Origin of the sequence: Kribbella sp. NBC_00662 (genome assembly GCF_041430295.1) — a bacterium.
GTDB lineage: Bacteria > Actinomycetota > Actinomycetes > Propionibacteriales > Kribbellaceae > Kribbella.
The window spans coordinates 1,392,704-1,413,455 of the sequence record NZ_CP109029.1 but is presented as its reverse complement, the minus strand read 5'-3'; the positions used below and the strand labels follow the sequence as shown (position 1 = coordinate 1,413,455).

The 20,752-nt window shown below is 68.1% G+C and carries 18 protein-coding genes; 11 read left to right on the top strand and 7 right to left on the bottom strand.

The annotated features are described in order from the left end of the window. The first annotated feature begins 12 nt into the window (after positions 1-12). Genes OHA10_RS07195 through OHA10_RS07185 form a run of 3 tightly spaced genes read left to right on the top strand, consistent with a single transcriptional unit; the run spans position 13 to position 3,357 of the window. Positions 13-1,323 (top strand): ABC transporter substrate-binding protein, encoded by a 1,311-nt coding sequence (locus OHA10_RS07195; protein ID WP_371405382.1) that lies wholly within the window; start codon positions 13-15, stop codon positions 1,321-1,323. 25 nt (positions 1,324-1,348) lie between these two features. Then, on the top strand, positions 1,349-2,452 hold the full coding sequence (locus OHA10_RS07190; RefSeq protein WP_371405381.1) for a Gfo/Idh/MocA family protein: 1,104 nt from the start codon (positions 1,349-1,351) through the stop codon (positions 2,450-2,452). Beyond that, positions 2,449-3,357 (top strand): PmoA family protein, encoded by a 909-nt coding sequence (locus OHA10_RS07185; protein WP_371405380.1) that lies wholly within the window; start codon positions 2,449-2,451, stop codon positions 3,355-3,357. Before OHA10_RS07190 ends, OHA10_RS07185 begins: the two co-directional genes overlap by 4 nt. 26 nt (positions 3,358-3,383) lie before the next feature. Here OHA10_RS07185 and OHA10_RS07180 read toward each other — a convergent pair whose 3' ends face one another. After that, positions 3,384-4,166, bottom strand: a complete 783-nt coding sequence (locus OHA10_RS07180) for an SDR family NAD(P)-dependent oxidoreductase (protein ID WP_371405379.1) — start codon at positions 4,164-4,166, stop codon at positions 3,384-3,386. Between the two features lie 102 nt (positions 4,167-4,268). Here OHA10_RS07180 and OHA10_RS07175 point away from each other — a divergent pair, with 102 nt between their 5' ends. After that, positions 4,269-4,835, top strand: coding sequence for a TetR/AcrR family transcriptional regulator (locus tag OHA10_RS07175; protein WP_371405378.1), 567 nt, complete (start codon positions 4,269-4,271; stop codon positions 4,833-4,835). On the opposite strand, the gene OHA10_RS07170 is transcribed toward OHA10_RS07175, so the two are convergent. Both OHA10_RS07170 and OHA10_RS07165 read right to left on the bottom strand, forming a co-directional pair. After that, complete coding sequence (locus OHA10_RS07170) at positions 4,832-6,238, bottom strand: ATP-binding protein (RefSeq protein WP_371405377.1); 1,407 nt, start codon at positions 6,236-6,238, stop codon at positions 4,832-4,834. The genes OHA10_RS07175 and OHA10_RS07170 overlap by 4 nt on opposite strands. A gap of 71 nt (positions 6,239-6,309) precedes the next feature. Beyond that, a complete protein-coding gene (locus tag OHA10_RS07165) occupies positions 6,310-7,068 on the bottom strand; it encodes a phosphotransferase enzyme family protein (protein WP_371405376.1) in 759 nt (252 codons plus the stop codon). Between the two features lie 181 nt (positions 7,069-7,249). On the opposite strand from OHA10_RS07165, the gene OHA10_RS07160 reads away from it, so the two are divergent. After that, positions 7,250-8,623, top strand: coding sequence for a hypothetical protein (locus OHA10_RS07160; RefSeq protein ID WP_371405375.1), 1,374 nt, complete (start codon positions 7,250-7,252; stop codon positions 8,621-8,623). 1 nt (position 8,624) lies between these two features. On the opposite strand, the gene OHA10_RS07155 is transcribed toward OHA10_RS07160, so the two are convergent. Continuing rightward, positions 8,625-9,833, bottom strand: a complete 1,209-nt coding sequence (locus OHA10_RS07155) for a cytochrome P450 (protein WP_371405374.1) — start codon at positions 9,831-9,833, stop codon at positions 8,625-8,627. Between the two features lie 149 nt (positions 9,834-9,982). Further along, on the bottom strand, positions 9,983-11,215 hold the full coding sequence (locus OHA10_RS07150) for an aldose epimerase family protein (RefSeq protein ID WP_371405373.1): 1,233 nt from the start codon (positions 11,213-11,215) through the stop codon (positions 9,983-9,985). A gap of 189 nt (positions 11,216-11,404) precedes the next feature. Here OHA10_RS07150 and OHA10_RS07145 point away from each other — a divergent pair, with 189 nt between their 5' ends. The 4 genes from OHA10_RS07145 (at position 11,405) to OHA10_RS07130 (ending at position 13,664) form a co-directional block, all read left to right on the top strand. After that, positions 11,405-12,004, top strand: coding sequence for an isochorismatase family protein (locus OHA10_RS07145; RefSeq protein ID WP_371405372.1), 600 nt, complete (start codon positions 11,405-11,407; stop codon positions 12,002-12,004). A 4-nt stretch (positions 12,005-12,008) separates the two neighbouring features. Further along, entirely contained in the window at positions 12,009-12,926 is a 918-nt protein-coding gene (locus tag OHA10_RS07140) for a GlxA family transcriptional regulator (protein WP_371405371.1), read from the top strand. Between the two features lie 69 nt (positions 12,927-12,995). Further along, positions 12,996-13,478, top strand: a complete 483-nt coding sequence (locus OHA10_RS07135; protein ID WP_371405370.1) for a hypothetical protein — start codon at positions 12,996-12,998, stop codon at positions 13,476-13,478. After that, positions 13,479-13,664, top strand: coding sequence for a hypothetical protein (locus OHA10_RS07130; protein ID WP_371405369.1), 186 nt, complete (start codon positions 13,479-13,481; stop codon positions 13,662-13,664). It abuts the gene before it with no gap. Between the two features lie 63 nt (positions 13,665-13,727). Here the strand turns inward: OHA10_RS07130 and OHA10_RS07125 are convergent, their stop codons facing one another. Next, positions 13,728-16,868 carry a glycoside hydrolase family 3 N-terminal domain-containing protein gene (locus OHA10_RS07125; RefSeq protein ID WP_371405368.1) on the bottom strand — a complete coding sequence of 1,047 codons (3,141 nt, stop codon included), beginning with the start codon at positions 16,866-16,868 and terminating at the stop codon, positions 13,728-13,730. Positions 16,869-16,963: 95 nt separating this feature from the next. Continuing rightward, positions 16,964-17,611: a hypothetical protein gene (locus OHA10_RS07120; RefSeq protein ID WP_371405367.1), complete on the bottom strand. Its 648-nt coding sequence runs from the start codon at positions 17,609-17,611 to the stop codon at positions 16,964-16,966. Positions 17,612-17,729: 118 nt separating this feature from the next. On the opposite strand from OHA10_RS07120, the gene OHA10_RS07115 reads away from it, so the two are divergent. Further along, positions 17,730-19,571 carry a S8 family serine peptidase gene (locus OHA10_RS07115; RefSeq protein WP_371405366.1) on the top strand — a complete coding sequence of 614 codons (1,842 nt, stop codon included), beginning with the start codon at positions 17,730-17,732 and terminating at the stop codon, positions 19,569-19,571. Positions 19,572-19,658: 87 nt separating this feature from the next. Further along, entirely contained in the window at positions 19,659-20,621 is a 963-nt protein-coding gene (locus tag OHA10_RS07110; RefSeq protein WP_371405365.1) for an LLM class F420-dependent oxidoreductase, read from the top strand. Positions 20,622-20,752: the final 131 nt, after the last annotated feature.

Below are 20,752 nucleotides of genomic sequence, written 5' to 3'. Positions count from 1 at the left end.
AAGGTGCACATCATGAGGCTGCACATCCCACGCGTCGCAACGGCCCTGGCCCTGGCCACCACGTTGCTGGCGGCAAGCGCCTGCGGCGGTGACTCCGGCGGTCCCGGCGGCTCGTCGGACGAGGCCGGCGGCAAGGTCACGCTCCGATTCACCTGGTGGGGGTCGGACACCCGGACCAAGCTGACCCAGCAGGTGATCGACGCGTACCAGAAGGACCATCCGAACGTCACGATCAAGGGTGAGTTCGGCGAGTGGTCCGGTTACTGGGACAAGCTGGCCACCACGGTCGCGGCGAACGACGCCCCGGACATCATCCAGATGGACGAGAAGTACCTGCGTGAGTACGCCGACCGCGGCGCGCTGCTCGACCTGAAGAAAGCACAGGGCCTGGACACCGGCAAGTTCGAGCCGGACACGTTGAGCGCCGGCGAGTTCGACGGCGGGTTGTACGGGCTCAACGCGGGCATCAACTCGTTCGCGGTGGTCGCGAACCCGGCCGTGTTCAAGGCGGCCGGTGTGGCGATCCCAGACGACAGCACCTGGACCTGGGACGACTTCGCCCGGATCTCCGCGGAGATCTCGGCCAAGTTGAACGGCAAGGGCTGGGGGACCGGCGCGCTCGGCACGAACGAGGCCGGCCTGAACCTGTGGGCCCGGCAGAACGGCGAGTCGCTCTGGACCAAGGACGGCAAGCTCGGCGTCTCGCCGGACAAGACCACCGACTTCTTCAAGTACGTGCTGAAGCTGCGGGACATGAAGGCGATCCCGTCCGCGGAGTTCACCTCGCAGGACATGAACGCGGCGCTCGACCAGTCCGCGATGGCGACCGGCAAGCTGGCGATGAGCTTCATCTGGAGCAACCAGCTGCTCGCGTTCAGCCAGGCGTCCGGTCAGCAGCTGAAGCTGTTGCGGATCCCGAGCACCGACGGCAAGGCCAGTGACAACGGCTCGTACTACAAGGGCTCGATGTTCTGGTCGATCTCGTCGCGGTCGAAGCACCAGAAGGAAGCCGCCGACTTCGTCAACTACCTCGCCAACAGCGATGCCGCCGGCAACATTCTGCTGGCCGAGCGGGGCGTGCCGCCGAACACCGAGATCCGGACCGCGGTGACGCCGAAGCTGAAGCCGGCCGACGCCGCGTCCGCGAAGTTCATCCAGGACATCGGCAAGGAGCTCGGCGACCCCTCGCCCGCGCCGCCGGTCGGCGGCGGACAGGTGGAGAAGATCATCCAGCGGTACACGACCGAGGTACTGTTCGGCCGGCAGGCGCCGGACGCAGCCGCCAAGGCGTTCCTTGACGAGGTCAACGGGGAGCTCAAATAGTGTTGCCAGTAGCAACTGATTGTCGATGACGAGGACGCGCGTGGCCGTGGCCGGAGTCCACGGCCACGGCGCCTCCCATGTTCGCAACGTCACCCGGCTGGCCGAGGCCGGCCGGGCCGAACTGGTCGCGGTCGCCGATCCACGTCCTACCGAGGGCGTGCGCGCCTTCGACAGCCTCGAAGAGTTGCTCTCGGCAGCCCAGGTCGACGTCGTGATCATCAGTACGCCGATCCAGACGCACGTCCCGCTGGCGGAGCTGGCGATGCGCGCAGGAGCCGACGTACTCCTCGAAAAGCCTCCGACCGCATCCCTGGCCGAATTCGAGGAGCTGACGAAGCTCGTCGACGAGACCGGGCGAGCGTGTCAGGTCGGTTTCCAGGCGCAGGCGTCCGAAGCCACTCTCACGCTGGCGAAGACGGTCGCGGACGGAGAGTTGGGTGAGATCCGCGGCATCAGCGCGGTGGGGAAGTGGGTGCGCAGGGCGCAGTACTTCGAGCGGGCGCGCTGGGCCGGCAAGCGAAGGCTCGACGGGGTCGATGTCGTCGACGGCGCGGTGACGAATCCGCTGGCACACGCGACCGCGGCAGCGTTGCTGCTGGACGGCTCCACCGGCGTCGACGACGTACGGTCGGTCGAGACGGAGCTGTACCGGGCGAATCCGATCGAGTCCGACGACACGTCGACGGTGCGCGTAGTGACGAGCCGCGGTACGACGATCTTGATCGCGGTCACCTTGTGCGCGACCGAGCATCTCGAGCCGGCGGTGATCGTGCACGGATCCGAGGGCGACGCCGTACTGCGGTACACCTCGGACCGGATCGGCGAGACGAAGTACGGGCGGGCGGATCTGCTGGAGAATCTGATCGCGCATCGGGCCGATCCCACCGTACCGCTGTATGTGCCGCTGGCTGCGACGGGTGCGTTCACCCGCGTGGTCGAGGCGGTGCGGACGGCGCCGGATCCGGCGCGGATCCCGGACGAGTTCGTGCGGTGGGAAGGCGAAGGACTTGAGCGCCGGCCGATCGTTCTCAACGTCGAGAACTGGATCGACCGGGCCTCGGACGAGCTGGCGCTGTTCGGCGAGCTCGGGGCGCCATGGACGGTGCAACCACCACGGGAGAAGTCATGAATCTCGGCTGCAACCACGCTGTCAACGAATCGATCCAGGTCACCGCCGGCGGCGGCGAGCTGTTCACCTATGTCTACAACGCGCACGATCCGCAGTACGAGTCGCCGCGGCCGTACTTCCACCCGATGCGGACGCTGACCGGCGACCTGGTCAGCGTGTACCGGCCGTGGGATCACCTGTGGCACAAGGGGATGTCGTGGTCGTTGCCGCATTTCGGGCACGACAACTTCTGGGGCGGACCGACGTACACCAAGGAGAACGGCTACAGGCCGCTCGGCAACAACGGGTCGCAGGACCACGACCGGGTCGACGCGCTGGACGTGTCCGACGACGAGGTCCGGTTCGTGCACCGCCTGTCCTGGCACACCCAGGGCGGCAAGCACGTCGTCGACGAGACGCGCACGATCACCACGCGGCTCGCGGACGACGGCTGGGTGCTGGTCTACGAGACCGCGATGACCAACGTGTCCGGCGACGACATCCAGATCGGCAGCCCGACGACAGCCGGTCGGCCGAACGCCGGGTACGGCGGTCTGTTCTGGCGCGGGCCGCGTGCCTTCACCAACGGCACGATCCTCGCTCCACAAGGCAAAGGCCGCGACGAACTCCGCGGTCAACGCGCCCCGTGGATGGGCTTCACCGCCCGCCAGGACGAGACCGACACTGCATCGACGATCATCGTCGCCGACGCCACCGACAACGTCCGCCACCCACCCGAATGGTTCGTCCGCTCGGAGGACTTCGCCGCCGTCTGCCCCGCCCCGTTCTTCTCCGAAGAACTCCCGTTTCCTGCCGGCGACACCCTTTCCCTCCGGTACGCCGTCCTGGTAGCCGACGGCCTCTCCGACGACGACCGCGCCACATCCCTCGCCGCCCAAGCCCAGAAGGCCCTCGTGGTGGCCTAGCCTCTCTCTCGCTCGCTCTTGACCGGTCAGGCGGTCTTCACGCTGCCGCCGTCGATGAGGTAGTCGGCGCCGACGATGCTTGCGGCCAGTGGGGAGCAGAGTTGGACTATCAGGGTGGCTACTTCGGACGGCTCGATGAGGCGGTCGGTGAGCATGCCGATCTGTTGCGGGAGGCCGGCCAGTAGGGCGTCGTGGGGGACGCCGAGGGTGCGGGCGAGTTGGCCGCCGTACTTGTCGGGGTCCGTCCAGAGAGCCGTCCGGACCGGTCCGGGAGAGACGGTGTTCACGCGTACGCCTTGCGGGCCGAACTCCTCCGCGAGGGCCTTGCCCAGTGCGGTGAGTGCTGCCTTCGCGGTTGTGTACGGCGCTGGGCCGCCGGACGGGACCCGGGCCGAGTTCGACGAGACGTTGACGATCGCACCGCCCTGGCGGATCAGGCTCGGGAGCGCGGCCCGCGTCGTACGGACGGTGGCGAAGTAGTTCACGTCGAACAGCTGACGCCATGCGTCGTCGTCGATCGCCAGGAACCCGCTGGCCAGCTCGCCGTCGCCACCGCCGACGTTGTTCACGAGTAGATCGAGTTCACCGACCTCGGCAAGAGCGGCAGCCACGGCCTGCTCCGGCCCGTCCGCGGTCGCGAGATCTGCGGGTACGACGAAGGCGCCGGTGTCGCGTAGCTCCGGCGTACTGGTCCGGGCGACGGCGACGACACGTGCGCCCTCCGCGACCAACTGCTCGACGACAGCCAGGCCGATCCCGCGGCTGGCACCGGTGACGAGCGCGTTCTTGTCCTTCAACTGAAGATCCATGACCATCCTTAGTTGCATCGGTGTTGACCCTGAAAACGTACTACTTGCAACAGTTATGTCGCAAGTAGGTGAGCAGAGGGGACTTCCGGGTACACTTTTGTCATGCGCGCAGACGCCGAGCGGACCGTGCGGACGATCCTCGAGGCGGCCGAGCGAGTCCTGAACCGCAACCCGTCCGCCTCGATGGAGGAGATCGCCGCCGCGGCCGGCGTCGCCCGGACGACCGTGCACCGGCGATTCGCGACCCGCGAGGCGCTCGTGACGGCGATGAAGACCTGGGCGTCGCAGCAGCTCGCGAGCGCCGTCGACGAGGCCCGGTTCGAGACTGCGCCGCCGATGGTCGCCCTCTACCAGGCGACCGCGAACGCCCTCCGGGTCAAGCTGTCCTGGGGCTTCTCGATGAACACGGCCCTTGCCGCCAGCAGCGAGAGCGACGAGCTGATGGCCGGCGTCGTCGCTTCCTGCGACCGCCTGTTCGAGCGCCTGAAGCAGGCCGGCGTACTGCGAGCCGACGTCGACCCGATCTGGGCCCGCCGCATCTACTACGCCCTCCTCCACGAGGTCTGCCAGAACCGCCGCGACGAGGACCCCGACGACACCGACGCCCTCGCGACCCAGCTCGTCGACACACTTCTCCGCGGCGTGGGCAGCCCGACCGCGCAGCTCTAGGTGGGTAGGGCCAGCGTGAAGCTGGTGCTGCCTGGCGTCGAGGTGAGGGTAAGGGTGCCGTTGTGCGCGTGGGTGATGGATTGGGCCAGGGAGAGGCCGAGCCCCGTACCGCCGGTTGTGCTCGTGCGAGCCGTATCGGCTCGGGTGAAGCGTTGGAAGACATTCGGGAGTAGGTCGGCCGGGATGCCGGGGCCGTCGTCGTGGATGGTGAGTACGGCGGAGTCGTCGGCGAGCTTGGCGGCGACGGTGACCGTGGTGCCCGCCGGGGTGTGACGGCGGGCGTTCGTGAGCAGGTTTGCCACGACCTGGTGGAGACGCTGCTCGTCGCCGATGACGACGATCGGCTCCGATGGCAGCTTCAGCTCCCAATGGTGGCTGGGGGCAACGATCTGGGCATCGGTGACGGAATCGCGGGCGAGGCGGGACAGGTCGACCGGCCGCCGGTCGAGCGGGCGGCCGGCGTCCAGGCGGGCGAGCAGGAGGAGGTCCTCGACCAACGACGCCATGCGAGTGGTCTCGACCATGACCTTTCCCATGGCGTGCCCGTAGAGCTCGGGATCGCGTTGGCGGAGGCTCAGCTGTGCGTAGCCGTGGATCGTGGTCAGCGGCGTACGTAGCTCGTGGGATGCATCGGCAACGAACTGCCTGACCTGCTGCTCGCTGCGATGCCGCGCGTCGAGGGCGTTCTCCATATGACCGAGCAGTGTGTTGAGGGCGACCGCCACCTGGCCGACCTCGGTGCGTTCGTCGGTGAGCTGGTCGGGTACGCGAGCGGTCACCCCGATCTCCCCGGTGTCCAGCGGCAGACCGGCCACCTCGCGGGCGGTCTGCGCGACCCGACGCAGCGGCCGCAGTTGACGCCGTACGACGAAGACGCCGACTGCGCCGGCGGTCACCACGCCGATGCCGCCGAAGAGCACCTCCCAGCCGATCAGGCTGTTGACGGTGTTCTGGATGTCCTTCGTCGGGAGCCCGGTGATCACGGTGACCGCGCCGACGCTGGACGCGTGCACCCGGTACTCGCCGAGGTCCGGCAGGTCGACCGTGCTGTTCTCGCCGGCCGTCAGGTCGTCGAGCATGCCGACCGCCGGGTCACCGAGAGCGGTGAGCGTGCCGTCGGAGGTGATCACGTTGCCCTCGGCTCCGGACGGCGTGACGTACACGGTCACGGTGCCCGCGTCCTGCCCGTGCGGCGCATCCGGAGGTGGTCCGCTCTGATTGCCCTTCATCAGCGCGTTGATCGCCCGCCCCTGGGTCGCGGCAACCTTTCCGTCGAGCTGCTTGGTCAGGTACGAGCTGATCGCGGCGGTCGTCAGCGCGCCGATCACGAGACTCATCACCGCGACCAGCACCACCATCGCCGCCGCGACCCGCACACTCAACGACCGCGCCGCAACCCTCATGCACCCAGCATCTGCCGCCAGCCCTCAACCCAGCTCCACGTTCCCTGGCACCTCGCTGTGAACCCAAAGACTCAGAGCAGTACGGCGGCCGCCGTACTGCGGCCCGTCGAGCTCCGCCGCGGCGGTGTCGTCGCGACGCCGGTGAAATCGGCCGCCAACGGGCCGACCGCGGCGAGGTCGAAATCGAGCAGCAGAAGTCCCTGCTCGGTCAACAAAACATTGTCCATCGTGACGTCGCCGTGGCAGGTTCCTGCCTTTGAGTACTGCGCGAGGTTGTTCCGTACTGCACCCGCCAGCGACCGGAGCAGGTTTTCCTCCGAGTTGTCCACAGCGAGAATCTGCTCGAGCGGTTCGTCGAGCCGATGCGCGACGTCGGCCGGCCGACGGTAGTACTCCGACTTGTAGTTGCCGGCGGCATTGTGGAATGCGGCGAGTTGCGCTCCGAACGCGGCGTACAACTCGTCGGTGAACGGCTGCTGCGGCTTGCTCCCTTCGACGTACGTCGAGAGGGTGAACGCGCGGGGTCCTTCGGGTGTCCCGAGCAGCCCGACCGTGTCTCCGTCGAGCAGCGGAACCACCGTCGGTGCGAGTACGCCGGCCGACCGCAGATGTGCTGAAAGCCCTGCCTCCCAACGGATTTCGTCGGGATGGCGGCCGTCGTACCGGTAGAGCTTGAGGATGTACTTCGCGCCGTCGCCGGTGGCGAGTTCGTACACGTCGTTGACCAGTGAGCGGAGCAGGGTCGCGCCGGCGAAACCGAGACCGTAGCGTTCCGCGAGGTGGTCGGCGAGTGGGCCGGGAGCGGGGAGGGAGCGCACGGTCGGGAGCATGGATGCGAGGATATGAGTCGTTTGAATGACGGATGTTGTGGGGAGGTTCGAGACGTTTCCGGATTCGCCTCCCCTTCCGGGGCCGGAAACCGGTAGCCTCGTGCAGCGCGCTATATGGGGGCCGCCGTTCCACCCACCCGACGAACTGCCGGAGAGCCCAAACCGGTCAGGAGTGCACGTCTTGCAGGAGAACACCAGCAGCACCAGTACTGGCGAACTGGTCAACGTACCCCTCACCGGTGCGGACAAGGTCGCCTACGCTTTCTACGCGACCGCGGCTGCCGCGGCGCTGGTCGGCCAGGTCTGGGCCGGCGTGACCCACATCCCCTGGCCGGACAGCGGCTTCTCACCGCTGCTCAAGATCGTCCTCGTCACGCCCGCGGTCGCGGTGCTCGAGCTCGGTGGCGTCGCCACCGCCGCGCTCGCCGACCTGCGCCGGCGTAAGGGCGAGCAGGCCTATGCCTATCGCGCGATGTCGTTCTTCGCGGCACTCGTCGCGGTCGTGTTCAACGTGGTCGGCCACTGGCGGCCGGAGGAGCGGTTCCTCGCCTTCGGTTTCGGCGGCCTGTCCGCGTTCGCCTACGTGCTCTGGCTGATCCACAGCTCGGCCCGCCGCCGCGACGCACTGCGCCGGGCGGGGCAGATGCGTGAGACCGGCCCGGTGTACGGCGTCGTGCAGTGGGCCCGCGAGCCGCGGGTCACCTGGCTGGCGCGCTCGCTGGCGATCGAGCACGGCTACGGCCTGTACGAGAGCCTTCGCGCGGCCCAGCACCAGATCCGCAACCGGAGTCGTCGCGAGGCGATCGCCGGCACGGTCGCGGAGTACATCCGGTCCGAGCACCAGGACGAGCGGCTGGCGAAGATCGCCGAGACGACGTACGACCCGGACCGGCTGGCCGGGATGCTCGAGGAGCGGATCAACTACGAGGTCATCACCAACAAGCTGACCAAGGCGATCTCGCCGCCGCCCGAGCCCGAGGAGGGACCGGCCGTGCCGGCCGCCGTCTGGGTGCTCGAGGGCGGGCAGCCGCGACGGGTGGACAACACCGGTGTGTCGCTGCGCGACGAGGACGCCTGGACCGGCGAGCTGATGGCGATCGTCGACCAGCCGCCGGAAGGTGACGAGTCGGTCGCCGAGGCGGTCGTGGTCGAGGACGCCGGCGAGCCGCAGCATGTCGTCAACGGCAACAGCAACGGTGCCTCCGGCAAGCTCAAGCCGTTCGCGCCGCAGCCGAAGGCCGAGCCGACGGTGGAGAAGCCCAAGCCGCCGTCGCCGTTCGCAGGCCCGACGGACCCCGAGCCGCCGGCCCTGATCACCACGCCGAAGGTCGAGCCCGTCGTCGTCAGCAAGCCGGTCGAGGACGAGCCGGTCGAGCCGACCGACCTGGAGAAGAAGCGCATGCGGGCCTGGAACATGCTGGGCGATTGGCCGGAAGGTCACGAGCGTTCGGCCAAGAACCTCGCCACCGCGATCAACTGCAGCGAGCCGATGGCAGCCCGCTTCATCGAGCAGTACGAGACCGAGCACGGGGTCGTGTTCGCCTCGCAGAACTGAGTCATCCAGCTGCCGGTGGACCTCCCAGGTTCACCGGCAGTTCTGCGAGACCGCTGACCAGCACGCGACGCCACTCGAGCTCTTCGGCCGGCTTCGCGAGACTCATCCGCGGGAACCGGCGGACCAGCGCCAGCAGCGACTCCTGCAGCTCGATCCGCGCCAGCTGTGCGCCGAGGCAGAAGTGCGGCCCGAAGCCGAACGACAGGTGCTTGTTGTCCTGCCGATCCACCCGTAGCTCGTCCGGAGCGTCGTACGCGCGCGGATCCCGGTTGGCCGAGTTGAGCGCGGCCATCACGCCCTCGCCGGCCTTGATCTGTACGCCATGCAGCTCGAGGTCCTCGACCGCGACCCGAAGCTGACCGACCTCGCTGAACCGGTTGAACCGCAGCAGCTCCTCGATCGTGGTCGGGATGAGCTCGGGCTCCTCGACCAGCCGGGCCCAGTTCTCCGGCCAGCGCAGCAATGTCGCGACACAGCTCGAGATCTGGTTCGCCGACGTCTCGTGCCCGGCGACGAGCAGGTTCACGCCGAACGCGATCAGCTCTTCCTGGCTGAGCCGGTCACCTTCCTCGCGGGCCCGGACGAGTTCGTCGAGCAGGTCCTCGGCCGGCTGGTCCGTGTTCGCCAGCTTCTTCGTGACCAGATCCTCGATGTACGCCGTCAGGTTGGTCATCGCGTCCTCGACCAGGTCCTTCTCGGCCATCTTCATGCTGTACCCGAGCTCGGTCCACTCCCGGAACTGCGCGCGATCCGCATACGGTACGCCGAGCAGCTGGCAGATCACCTGGATCGGCAACGGCAACGCGACCAGCTGCCGGATGTCGGCACCGTCACCGGCCCGCGCGACGTCCTCGGCGAGCTGCGCGGACAGCTCCGCCACCCACGGCCTGGTCCGCTCGATCTTTCGGTGCGCGAACGTTGGCACCACCAACCTTCGCAGCCGGGTGTGCTCCGGCGGGTCGGTCGTGGTCAGGCTGTTCGGCATCGGCTTGGCCAGCGCGACCCGCGGCGCTCCTTGTTTCACCACCGCGGCCCGCGAGAACCGCGGGTCGGCGAGCACGAGCTTCACGTCGTCGTACCGCGTCACCAGCCAGACCTCGGCACCCGCGAGTGTCCGCACTCGAGCCACCGGCTCGTTCTCCCGAAGCTCCGCGAACGTCGGGGACGGATCGAACCGAAACGCGTCCTCGAACGGAATCTGCAGCACCATGAGTCCAACCCTAGGTTGGTTAGGTGACCCTTCGCCGGCTGGTCTGCGCGTCGTGAAGACAGGAGGTAGTCCCCTCGAACGACGCCGTCTGAGCGCGAGCCACGCCCGCCGAGCCTCGTAAGGCGGACTACCTCCTGTCGTTAACGCATCTACTTCGTGCCGAAGCTGTAGATCGTGGTGCTCTTGTAGGTCTCGCCGGGGCGCAGGACCGTCGACGGGAAGTTGGGGTGGTTGGGGGAGTCGGGGAAGTGCTGGGTCTCGAACGCGAAGGCGTCGCCCTGGCGGTACGCCTTGTTGCCGATGCCGAGGAAGGTGCCGTCGAGGAAGTTGCCGCTGTAGAACTGGACGCCGGGCTGGTCGGTGTGGACCTCGATCGTGCGGCCGTGCTCGGGCTCGGTGAAGCGGCCGGCCAGGCGCAGACCGTGGCTGTCCGGTCGCCCGGCGATCACGAAGTTGTGGTCGTAGCCGCGGCCGAAGATCAGCTGCTGGTGGTCGCCGCGGAGGCGCGCGCCGATCGCGGTCGGCCGGTTGAAGTCGAACGGCGTGCCGGCCACCGGAGCGATCTCGCCGGTCGGGATCAGGTTCACGTCGACCGGGGTGTACTTCGCGGCGTTGAGCTCGAGCACGTGGTCGTAGATCGTGCCGTTGCCCTCGCCGAGCAGGTTGAAGTACACGTGGTTGGTCAGGTTGACGATCGTCGGCTTGCCCGCGACGGTCGCGTGGTAGTCGATCCGCAGGTTGTCGCGCCGGTCCAGCGTGTACGTGACGGTGCTGGTGAGCTCACCAGGGAAGCCCATCTCACCGTCCGGGCTGACATAGGTGAACGCGACGCCGACCGCCTTGTCGGACTTGACGACCTCGGCCTTCCAGACCCTCTTGTCGAACCCGATCGTGCCGCCGTGCAGCGCGTTCTCGCCGTTGTTGACCGGGATCTGGTACGTCGTACCGTCGAGCGTGAACCTGCCCTTGGCGATCCGGTTGCCGTAGCGGCCGATGGTCGCGCCGAAGTACGGGCTGAGCGCCGCGTAGTCGGGCAGGTTGTCGAAGCCGAGGCTGATGTTCGTCGTCCGCCCGCGGCGGTCCGGCGTCTCGACCCGCTGGATGGTCGCGCCCCAGGTGAGCATCGAGATCGTCACCCGGCCGTTGGTGAACGTGTACACGTCCACTCCCTGGCCGTCGGGGGTGGTACCGAACGGGTCCTTGCGGATCTCGAGCCTGCCGTGGTGTTCGCCCATGGCAGTCAACTTATCCGTCGTACCAGCGCCGGAGTTGGTCTGGGTACTGGCTTCCGCGGTGCTGGTGAAAGCGCCCGCGGCGGCGGCACCGAGGCCCAGTGCGCCGGCGGTCCGGAGGACCTGGCGGCGGGGCAGGTGATCGGGCATCGCAATCCCCTCAATCGTTGTAGAAGCAGACCTGGGCACGATAAGCACGCCAGACCGGTGTTTGGAACAGTTCGGATGGGTGTGGATTCGTCCGATCTCTTCACGGTGATCTCGGTGCTGACCAGATCGGTCCGGTTCGGGCCCCGATCGAGCCTTCCCGGGACGCCGTCCGCGGGTGATCCTCGGGTCATGAGCCGAACCGCACTGATCGTGATCGACGTCCAGGAATCCTTCCGGACCCGCTCGAACTGGCAACTGGTGAACCACCCGGACATCGCCGAGCGGGTGAACCGTCTGGTGCAGGCGGCCCGCGACAAGGGCGAACTGGTCGTGTGGGTGCTGCACAGCGAGCCCGGCACCGGCGGCGCGTTCGATCCGGCCAATGGCCACGTCCGGCTCATCGACGGTCTCGAACCGTTGCCGGACGAGCCGATGATCACCAAGACGTCACACAACGCCTTCACCACAACGAATCTGCAGCAGCTGCTGACCCAGCAGGGTGTCTCCGAGATCGTTGTCAGCGGCATCCGCACGGAGCAGTGCTGCGAGACCACCGCCCGTGTCGGGTCCGACCTCGGGTACGACGTCGTGTTCGTGACCGAGGCGACCGCGACGATGGCGCTGGCGCACTGGTCGATCCGCGAGGAGGCGTCGGTCGAGGAGATTCTGGCCGATCCCCGGACCCTGACCGCGGAGCAGGTGGCCGAGCGGACGGAGTACGTGCTGGCCGGGCGGTTCGCCACGATCCGGACGCTCGACGAGCTCACCGGCGTACCCGTGGCATCCTGACCGAATGCGTCCCACTCGCGTGGTCTTCGTGCTGGTGCCCAAGGTGCACCTGCTGGACCTCGCGGGTCCGGCGCAGGTGTTCACGACGGCGAACGACTTCGGGTACGGCTACGAGGTCAGTTACGTCGCCGAAGCCGAACAGGTCATGACCGCGCAAGGCGTGCCGTTACGCGCAGAGTTGGACTGGCCGGAGGTCGGGCCGGACGACCTGATCGTCGTACCCGGATGGCGTTCCCCGCGGTTGTCGCCGGTCCCGCCGATCGGCCCGGGCACCCGCCGGCGTCTGCGCGATCACCACGCGGCAGGTGGCACGGTCGCGAGTGTCTGCTCGGGCGCCGACGCCCTCGGCGCGAGCGGTCTGCTCGACGGCAGGCGGTTCACGACCCATCACGACCTGACCGACGAGTTGGCCGCCCGCTACCCGCGGGCGACCATCGTCCGCGATGTGCTGTACGTCGAGGACGATCGCGTCATCACCTCGGCGGGCATCGTGAGCGGTATCGACCTGACCCTGCACCTGGTCGCGGTCGCCCACGGCGCGGAGGCGGCCGCCCGCGTCGCGCGCGAGATGGTCGTCTACGCCCGCCGCAACGGCGACGAGCTGCAGGAGTCGGCGATGCTCCGCCATCGCGGTCATCTCAGCGATCTGGCCCACCGCGTCCAGGACGTCATCGACGCCAGATACGCCGACCGCCTCCTGCTGTCCGATCTCGCCGGCCAGGTCGGTGTCAGTGAGCGCACGCTGACCCGCATCTTCACCACCGCCACCGGCCTCACCCCGCTCCGCTACCAGCAACTCCTCCGCCTGGAGCGCGCCGAGCACCTCATCGGCCACGGCACCACGATCGAAACCGCCGCCCGGACGGTCGGCTTCGAAGACGCCCGCATGCTCCGCCGTCTCCGCAGCAGAACTTCTGTCTAGACCGGAACCCAACTTTTCTGAGAGTCTTCGCGTCTACCTCGGCACAACCGACCAACGAGGGGACGAGACATGAAGGTTGCTGGGGGCAAGCTGCGGGGGATGCTCGCGGCCGGTGCAGCGGTAGGTGCGATGGCCGCCGGGATCGGCGTGCTGGGGATGGGCGGCGCGGATGCCGCGACGTCGGGCACGACTGCGACCACGGCGTTGAGCCGTTCGCAACTGCTCACCGTGGGAGAGGTGAAGAAGGCGGACGCGCGCCGCAACTGGTTCCGGCAGGTCGACAAGGGGATCCTGCCGAGGACGTACTGCGGGCCGGCGTCGACCGAGGGCAAGCATGTTGCCGCCCGGATGGCGCGTGGGTTCACCGACGAGATGGACGCGTACGGCGCGCAGTACGTGAGCCGGTACGCGAACGCGGCGGCCGCGAAGGCGGCGTACAACTCGATCATCGCGACGCTGAAGAGCTGCACGTACAGCAAGCCCGCGCCGACGCACGCGCGGAAGATCACCGAGAACCGGGTGGTGAAGGGCGCGTCCGGCGATCTCACCTAGGTGATCCGCTGGTACGACTACCCGAAGCCGAACGACCCGGGCAGCGAGGACGGCGCGTTCCCGTACGCCGTGACGCTGAAGGGCCGCAACGTCTCGGTGCTGGCCTTCAGCGAGATGGGGCAAGGCGTGCCCGCGCCGAACTTCGACAAGCTTGCGCGGCAGGCGGCCGCGAGGATCAGCCGCTGACGCACGGGGACAGGGACGTGCTGGCCGGGGCGGATGAGGGGTCACCGCCCCGGCCAGCACCTACTACGGGAGCTTCGAAGCCGCGATCAACTTGGTGGTCGCGGTGCTGAGCTGCCCGCTGAGGAGGGCGTGATCCGCGTCCGAGATGAGCCTGGACGCGGGTTCGTCGAGGTTCTGGCCGATGTGGTTCTGCGCGATCCACCGGCCCACTCCGACGACCGCGTCGTCCTCGGCGAAGGTGTCGGCCTTGGTGCGCTCGAGCAGCTTGGCGGACTGCGTGGCCGCGGCCAGGGCAATGGTTGCCTGCGGCCCTGACCAGTCCTTCACGCCGAGCGCGACGCTCGCCGCGATCCCGGCCGCCACCGCAGAGGCATCGTGCTTGCGCAACAGGCTGTTGCGCGCCTCGGTCAACGCCTGGCGGGCCGCGGCCTGTGTGGTGAGACCCCAGCCGAACGGGTACTGCGGGTCGTACGACGCGTCGCCGACGTTCAACGGTTGCTGGTCCTCGGTGCGCGGCCAGCTGACCGGCAGGCGGCCGCTGAACGGGACCTTGCCGAACAGCACGTCGGCAACACCCGCGCCCTCCGTACCTGGCAACCACGACGCGACCACGGCGTTGATCTTGCCGAGTTGGTCCGCGATGACCTGCGGACGCCCGGACACGATCAGCACGACGCACTTCATCGCGCCGCAGACCTTGTCCACAGCTGCCTTGTCGGCCGCGGTGAGCTGCAGGTCGTGACCGTTGCCCACGTCACCGATTCCTTCGGCGTACGGGCGTTCGCCGACCACGACCACGCCGACGTCGTGACCCTCCAGCGGAGCGGACGCGTCCGCGCTGAACGTTGCCGTCGGCACCACCTGCTTGATCCCGTCGAGGATCGTCGTACCGGTGGTCGTGGCGCCCGAACCGCCCTGCCAGGTGATGCTCCAGCCGCCCATCTGGTTGCCCAGGTCGTTGGCGTTGCTACCGGCAACATAGACCTTCTGATCGGCCTTCAGGGGCAGCAGATTGCCGTCGTTCTTCAGCAGTACCTGGGATTCCGCCGCGGCCTGGCGTCCGACCGCGCGGTGGGCGGCCGATCCGATCGACGAGATGTTCGACGTGTCGGCGTACGGGTGCTCGAAGAGGCCGAGCTTGAACTTCTCGGTCAGGATCCGCCGGACCGCGTCGTCGATCCGGGCCATCGGGATCCGGCCGGCCGCGATCTCGTCGGTCAGGCCCTGGGTGAAGCCCTGGTAGTTCGTCGGCACCATGATCATGTCCAGGCCGGCGTTGATCGACGTCCGGATGTCACTCGCGTAGTCGCCCGGCAGCTGGTCGATCGCCTGCCAGTCGCTGATCACGAACCCGTCGAAGCCCATCCGCTGCTTGAGTACGCCGTTGATCAGCTCGCCGTCACCGTGCATCTTCACCGGCGGCGCGCCGTCGATCGACATACTCGAGTACGACGGCATCACCGTGCCGATGCCGAGGTCCACCGCGGTCTTGAACGGTGCCAGGTGCAACGTCTCCAGCTGCTGCCGGGTGACCTGCGTGATGCCCTGGTCGATCTTGTACGACCCGGTCGTCGAGCTGCCGTACGTCGTACCGCCGTCGCCGACGAAGTGTTTCGCGGTCGCCAGCACGTGGTTGTTCTGCTTGAGCTGACTGCCGTCCGCCTTGCCCTGCAGGCCGGTGATGACCGTCGCCATCGACTGCACGAGCGCCGGATCCTCGCCGAATCCCTCGTACGCACGACCCCAGCGATCGTCACGAACCACGCAGACGCACGGCGCGAAGTCCCACGGGATGCCGGTCGCGCGGACCTCGGTCGCGGTCACCTCACCGGCCTTCTGTGCCAGTGACGGATCGCGGGTCGCGCCGAGCGCGATGTTGTGCGGCAAGATCGTCGCGCCGACGACGTTGTTGTGGCCGTGGACGGCGTCGACGCCGTAGATCAGCGGAATCTGCAGCCGGGTCGCCTGGGCGTTCAGCTGGAAGTTGTCGATCATCGCGGCCCAGGCGGCCGGGGTGTTCGGGGTCGGGACCGAGCCGCCGCCGGACAGCAGCGAGCCGAGGTTGTACGACGCGATGTCCGAGCGGGACCGCAGCGCGTTGCGTTCGGCCTGGGTCATCTGGCCGACCTTCTCGGCCGTGGTCATCCGGGCGAGCAGGTCGTCGACACGCTTCTTGATCGGGAGTTTTGACTTCAGGTACGGGAGATCGTGTGCGTTGATCACGACGACCGGGTTCGCAGGTGCCTTCGCACCGGTGACCGTGAGCTCGAGCGGAATGGTCTCCGCGGCTTCGGCGGTGTGGTCCTTCTTCGTCGCGACCGCGACGGTCTGGCTGGTGCCGGACGCCGTACCGGCCGGGAAGGTGAGCGTGCCCGCGACGGGTGTGTAGTCGCCGGCCGAGGCGGTGCCGGTGCCGGACTTGTAGTCGACCGTGACCGGCTCGTCGATCGGCTTCCCGTCGGTGGTCGCGACCGAGACCTTCACCTGGGCGGTGCCGCCCTCCTTGACCGGGTAGACACCCGCGTCGGTCGTGACGCTCGCCCGCAGCGCCGGATCGGCCTTGCCGTAGACCTCGACCTGGTCGATCGCGAACTCGCCCGGCGAGCCGACCGGCATCGTGAACGCGTAGCCCCACATGTGGGTCAGGTTCAGGATCTGGTCGATGCCGCCGACCGGCTGGTAGTCACCGCGGTACACCAGCTGGCTGAACGGGATCTCGACCTGGTGCCAGCCCTGCCAGTCGTCGGTGAAGCTGGTGTTCCACAGCTCGGAGGCCTCGGCGTTCGCGCCGCCGTCCTTGATCTCGAAGAAGATCCGCTTGCCGGAGCCGGGTGGGAGCGGTGCGGTGTTCTGCCCGTACCACCAGAACCGGATGCCCTTGTACGCCGACCAGTCGGCCGGGTTCACGTCGTACGTGATGTCGTCACTGAAGCCGCCGTACCCGCTGATGTTGTAGGTGCCGTGCAGGACCTTCTCGCCGGCCGGCGCGTCCGCACGGGTCTGCAGCTCCATCGTGGGTGGATCGTCCGCGTCACTGCCCCAGGTGAAGATGCCCGCGTTCGGCGGGTAGGCGAACGGTTCGCCGCCCTCGAACGCCGCCAACGTGATCGGCGTCGGGTCGTCGGCCACCGCCGGGCTCGTCACCAGCATCCCCGCGACCAGTGCCGCCGCCGCAACTACAGCAATCCGCCGGAAACCTCGCATGGACGCTCCCCACCTCGGCGCGAGCCTCACACCCGCGTTCGGCCCCGACTCTCAGCTCTCCCACCCGCCTGGTCAAGACCTCACCGGTTCCGGAACTAGAGCGCTCTCACAGGCTCCAGGCGCATATACGGCCTCGGGCCGGGGTGGTACTCGGCGCGCACGAGCTCCGGTGCCGCGATCGTGGTCGTGCCGACGACAGTGTGGCGGCGCGCAGCCACCCAGTCGATCAACCCCTGAGGCGACGTGATGTCGGTGGTGAAGTGGAGGAGGTTCAGGTACCAGATGTCGCGGGGTTTGGTCTCGTGCGAGGCGTCCGGGCCTAGTTCGGTGGTGAGGCGGGCGCTGAAGAGCTCGGGGCCTAGCGGCTCGGCGCAGGCCATGACGGTGCCCGGGGTCAGGGTGAGACCGGTCACCTGGAAGCGGACGGGCCAGGTGGTGGCGGCTGTCGCTCGGTGGAGGGCGGACTGGTAGCGGGCGAGGGTGGGGTCGTCGGGTGGGATGACGTCGCGGCGGGGCTCGAGGGCGCGGACGGTCAGGTGGGCGGAGCCGAGCTGGCCGGTTTGCCAGTGGTCGGGGCCGGCCAGGGCGGCTGCCTCTGTGGTCAGGGCGTCCAGGGCGTGGGCGAGTGGGCAGTCCTGTGGAGGGCGCAGTACGACGCTGATGGGCCAGCGACCGCCGTCCTTGGGGAGTTCGTCGCGCTGATGGGTGCCCTGCGCAATCTGTGGTGCTGCGGTGCTGAACAACTGCTCGAACTTGTCGATGAGAGTTCTCCCTTGCGTCCGTTCGGGTGGGACGCGAAGTCTGGACAGTTGGTTGGTGAGTGGGTGACTGTGGTCCCGGCGACGAGGGGGAGGGGACTCCATGAAGCTCCGGTATGTGCTGAGCAGCGTGGCGCTGATCGTTCCGATGGCTGTGGTCGCGGTGGTCTCACCCGCGACAGCGGCCTCACCACAGGAACCGGCAGCCTCGGCCAAGATTCCGACGATGCTGCGGCAGAGTGCGGCGCTCGCGAAGGCCGGCGCGACGGCCAAGGCGAAGGCCGCCGGCCCACAGGCTCGCGCGCTCGGGGTGACGGACGGCGGCCGGATCGGCGTGCAGGTGTACGCCGCGGCGCCGGTGACCGCGGCGCAGGAAGGCGACCTGTCCAGGCTCGGAGTCTCGGTGCTGAAGAACTCGGCCGACTTCAAGGCTGTACCGGGCGCGGACCTGCCGAACACCGGACTCGTCTCCGCCTCGGTGCCGTACGACAAGCTCGACGCGCTCGCCGGCCTCGACTGGGTGACCGCCCTGCGCCCGTCGCTACGTCCCGCCGTCGACGCCGGCCCGATCACCGCCGAAGGAGTCCAGCTCCACAAGGCCGACAAGGCCCAGGCACGCGGGCTGACCGGACGCGGGCAGAAGGTCGGCGCGATCTCGGGCGATGTCGATCACCTGGCCGACGCCGTCGCCGCGGGTGAGTTGCCGCCGGACGTGCAGGTGCTGCAGCAAGCAGCGTCGTACGAGGACGACGAAGGCACCGCGATGCTGGAGATCATCCACGACATGGCGCCGGGCGCGAAGCTGGCCTATGCCAGTACGCAGGACACGACAGCGCAGTACGTCGAGGCGTTCCACACGTTGGCCAACGCGGGCGTCACGATGATCGCCGAAGACATCGCGCTGGACGACGAGCCGGCGTTCCAGCAGGGCATCGGCGCCGCCACGGCGGAGAGCCTGGCCAAGCACGGGATCTGGATCAGCTCCTCGGCCGGCAACCTCGGCAACCGGCATGCACCGCGGGTGACCGCCGTCGGAACCGGCAAGGGCCCCGACGGAGTCACCGGACCGTTCAACGGCTGCCCGAACGCCCCCGACAACGTGGTGAAGCTCCGCGGCGCGGACACGTCGTACGACCTCAACCTGCTGCCCGGCGCGGCGATCCTGCCGACGCTGCAGTGGAGCGAGCCCCGTGCGGTCTACCCGACCGCCGGTCAGGGTGGATTCACCGACCTCAACCTGTATCTGATGGACGCCTCCGGTACGACGTGCCTCGCGGCCAGCAACGCGGTCCAGGCGAACGGGGTCGGCGACACCATCGAGCAGTTCATCTACGAGAACACGACCGGTGTGGCGCAGCCCGTCAAGCTCGTCGTCGACGTCCAGGGCACCTCGACCGCCCGCAAGGCGCCGATCCTCGATCTGCGCTGGCGTGCGCTGTCGGCCGGCGTACAGACGATCGATCCGCCGGACCGGGCCGGCTCGATGAACCCGGACTCGAACTACCTGGGCTTCGCGACCAGCGCCGGTGCGGTGAACGCCAGCGTGTCGGTCGACCCGAAGACCATCGCGCTCGAGCCGTACAGCGCGGCCGGTCCGACCCAGATCGTCACCACCACACAGTGCCCGGGCGGGAAGCCGGGTCCGTGCAAGGGCGTCCCCGGTTCGTCGCGGAGCTTCCCGGCGCCGTACTGGGCCGCCGCTGACGGTGTCTCGGTCAGTGGAGCCGGCGGCTTCGGATCTGGCACCTGTCCGACCAACCTGCAGGGTGCTTGCCGGTTCTTCGGTACGTCGGCAGCCGCGCCGACGGCTGCCGGTGTGGCAGCACTGACCCGGCAGGAGTTCGGTGGCCGGCTGGCGCCGATCGCGCTGAACGCGATCCTCGCTGCCCGGGCGGTGCACCGCACCGACTCCGGAATCGGAGCGGGTGTTCTGAGCGCGCGATGAATTAAGAAGCTGTAGTGGTCCGATTGAGTGCAAATTCAGTACTCGTATTCATGGACCGATGCCGCCATCCCCGGAAAGGATGGCGGCATGACTACACGTTTCGGGGTATTCGTCCCGCAGGGCTGGAAGATGGATCTGGCACAGATCGCGGATCCGATCGAGCAGTGGGAGGCGATGACCGACGTCGCCAAGCGCGCCGACGAGCAGTCCTGGGACTCGATCTGGCTCTTCGACCACTTCCACACGGTGCCCGAGCCGAGTGACAACACCACCTTCGAGTGCTGGAGCGCGACCGCGGCGCTGGCCCGCGACACCAAGCGGGTGAACATCGGCCAGATGGTCGGCTGCAACGGCTACCGCAACCCGTCGCTGTACGCGAAGATCGCGTCCACCGTCGACGTCGCCAGTCACGGCCGCCTGTACGCCGGTATCGGCGCCGGCTGGTACGAGCACGAGTGGAAGGCGTACGGCTACGAGTGGACCGACATCCCGCAGCGGATGGCCGCGTTCCGCGAGGCGACCGAGATCATCTACAAGATGTGGACCGAGGACAAGCCGGTCTACAACGGCAAGTACTACTCGATCGACGCGCCGATCAACGAGCCGAAGGGCGTCCGCAAGCCGCACCCGAGCTTCTGGATCGGCGGCGGCGGCCCGAAGGTCACGCTCAAGCTGGTCGCGCAGTACGGCGACGCCGCGAACATCGGCGGCGGCAACCCCGAGGTGATCAAGGAGAAGTGCGACATCCTCCGGGAGCACTGCAACAAGATCGGTCGCGACTACGACGAGATCATCAAGTCGACCGGGCTGAACGTGTTCCCGATCGACAAGGGTGACGACCCGCAGAAGGCGACCGAGAAGGCGCTCGGCCCGATGAACCGGGACAAGTTCGACAAGGACAACCTGATCACCACCGAGGACGAGATCGCGAACAAGGTCGAGGCCTCCCTCGAAGCCGGCGCCGACTACGTGATCTTCTACATCCCCGGCGTCGCCTACGACCTCGACCTCCTGGAGCGCGTCGAGAACGTCGCGAAGCGTTTCGCCTGACCCCTCGACCTTGAGCACCCACCAACCACTTTTCGCCGGCAGTTCTGGTTGGTGGGTGCTCAAGGTGACCGGTACCGGTCATGGCGGGTGTACGTCAGACAGACCGGTGGACCGGGGCTGAAGGCAACTGA

Bases quoted from the DNA above. Each gene is read 5' to 3' on its own strand.
- OHA10_RS07195 (WP_371405382.1), top strand. From the start codon at position 13: ATGAGGCTGCACATCCCACGCGTCGCAACGGCCCTGGCCCTGGCCACC.
- OHA10_RS07190 (WP_371405381.1), top strand. From the start codon at position 1,349: ATGACGAGGACGCGCGTGGCCGTGGCCGGAGTCCACGGCCACGGCGCC.
- OHA10_RS07185 (WP_371405380.1), top strand. From the start codon at position 2,449: ATGAATCTCGGCTGCAACCACGCTGTCAACGAATCGATCCAGGTCACC.
- OHA10_RS07180 (WP_371405379.1), bottom strand. From the start codon at position 4,166: ATGGATCTTCAGTTGAAGGACAAGAACGCGCTCGTCACCGGTGCCAGC.
- OHA10_RS07175 (WP_371405378.1), top strand. From the start codon at position 4,269: ATGCGCGCAGACGCCGAGCGGACCGTGCGGACGATCCTCGAGGCGGCC.
- OHA10_RS07170 (WP_371405377.1), bottom strand. From the start codon at position 6,238: ATGAGGGTTGCGGCGCGGTCGTTGAGTGTGCGGGTCGCGGCGGCGATG.
- OHA10_RS07165 (WP_371405376.1), bottom strand. From the start codon at position 7,068: ATGCTCCCGACCGTGCGCTCCCTCCCCGCTCCCGGCCCACTCGCCGAC.
- OHA10_RS07155 (WP_371405374.1), bottom strand. From the start codon at position 9,833: ATGGTGCTGCAGATTCCGTTCGAGGACGCGTTTCGGTTCGATCCGTCC.
- OHA10_RS07150 (WP_371405373.1), bottom strand. From the start codon at position 11,215: ATGCCCGATCACCTGCCCCGCCGCCAGGTCCTCCGGACCGCCGGCGCA.
- OHA10_RS07145 (WP_371405372.1), top strand. From the start codon at position 11,405: ATGAGCCGAACCGCACTGATCGTGATCGACGTCCAGGAATCCTTCCGG.
- OHA10_RS07140 (WP_371405371.1), top strand. From the start codon at position 12,009: ATGCGTCCCACTCGCGTGGTCTTCGTGCTGGTGCCCAAGGTGCACCTG.
- OHA10_RS07135 (WP_371405370.1), top strand. From the start codon at position 12,996: ATGAAGGTTGCTGGGGGCAAGCTGCGGGGGATGCTCGCGGCCGGTGCA.
- OHA10_RS07125 (WP_371405368.1), bottom strand. From the start codon at position 16,868: ATGCGAGGTTTCCGGCGGATTGCTGTAGTTGCGGCGGCGGCACTGGTC.
- OHA10_RS07115 (WP_371405366.1), top strand. From the start codon at position 17,730: ATGAAGCTCCGGTATGTGCTGAGCAGCGTGGCGCTGATCGTTCCGATG.
- OHA10_RS07110 (WP_371405365.1), top strand. From the start codon at position 19,659: ATGACTACACGTTTCGGGGTATTCGTCCCGCAGGGCTGGAAGATGGAT.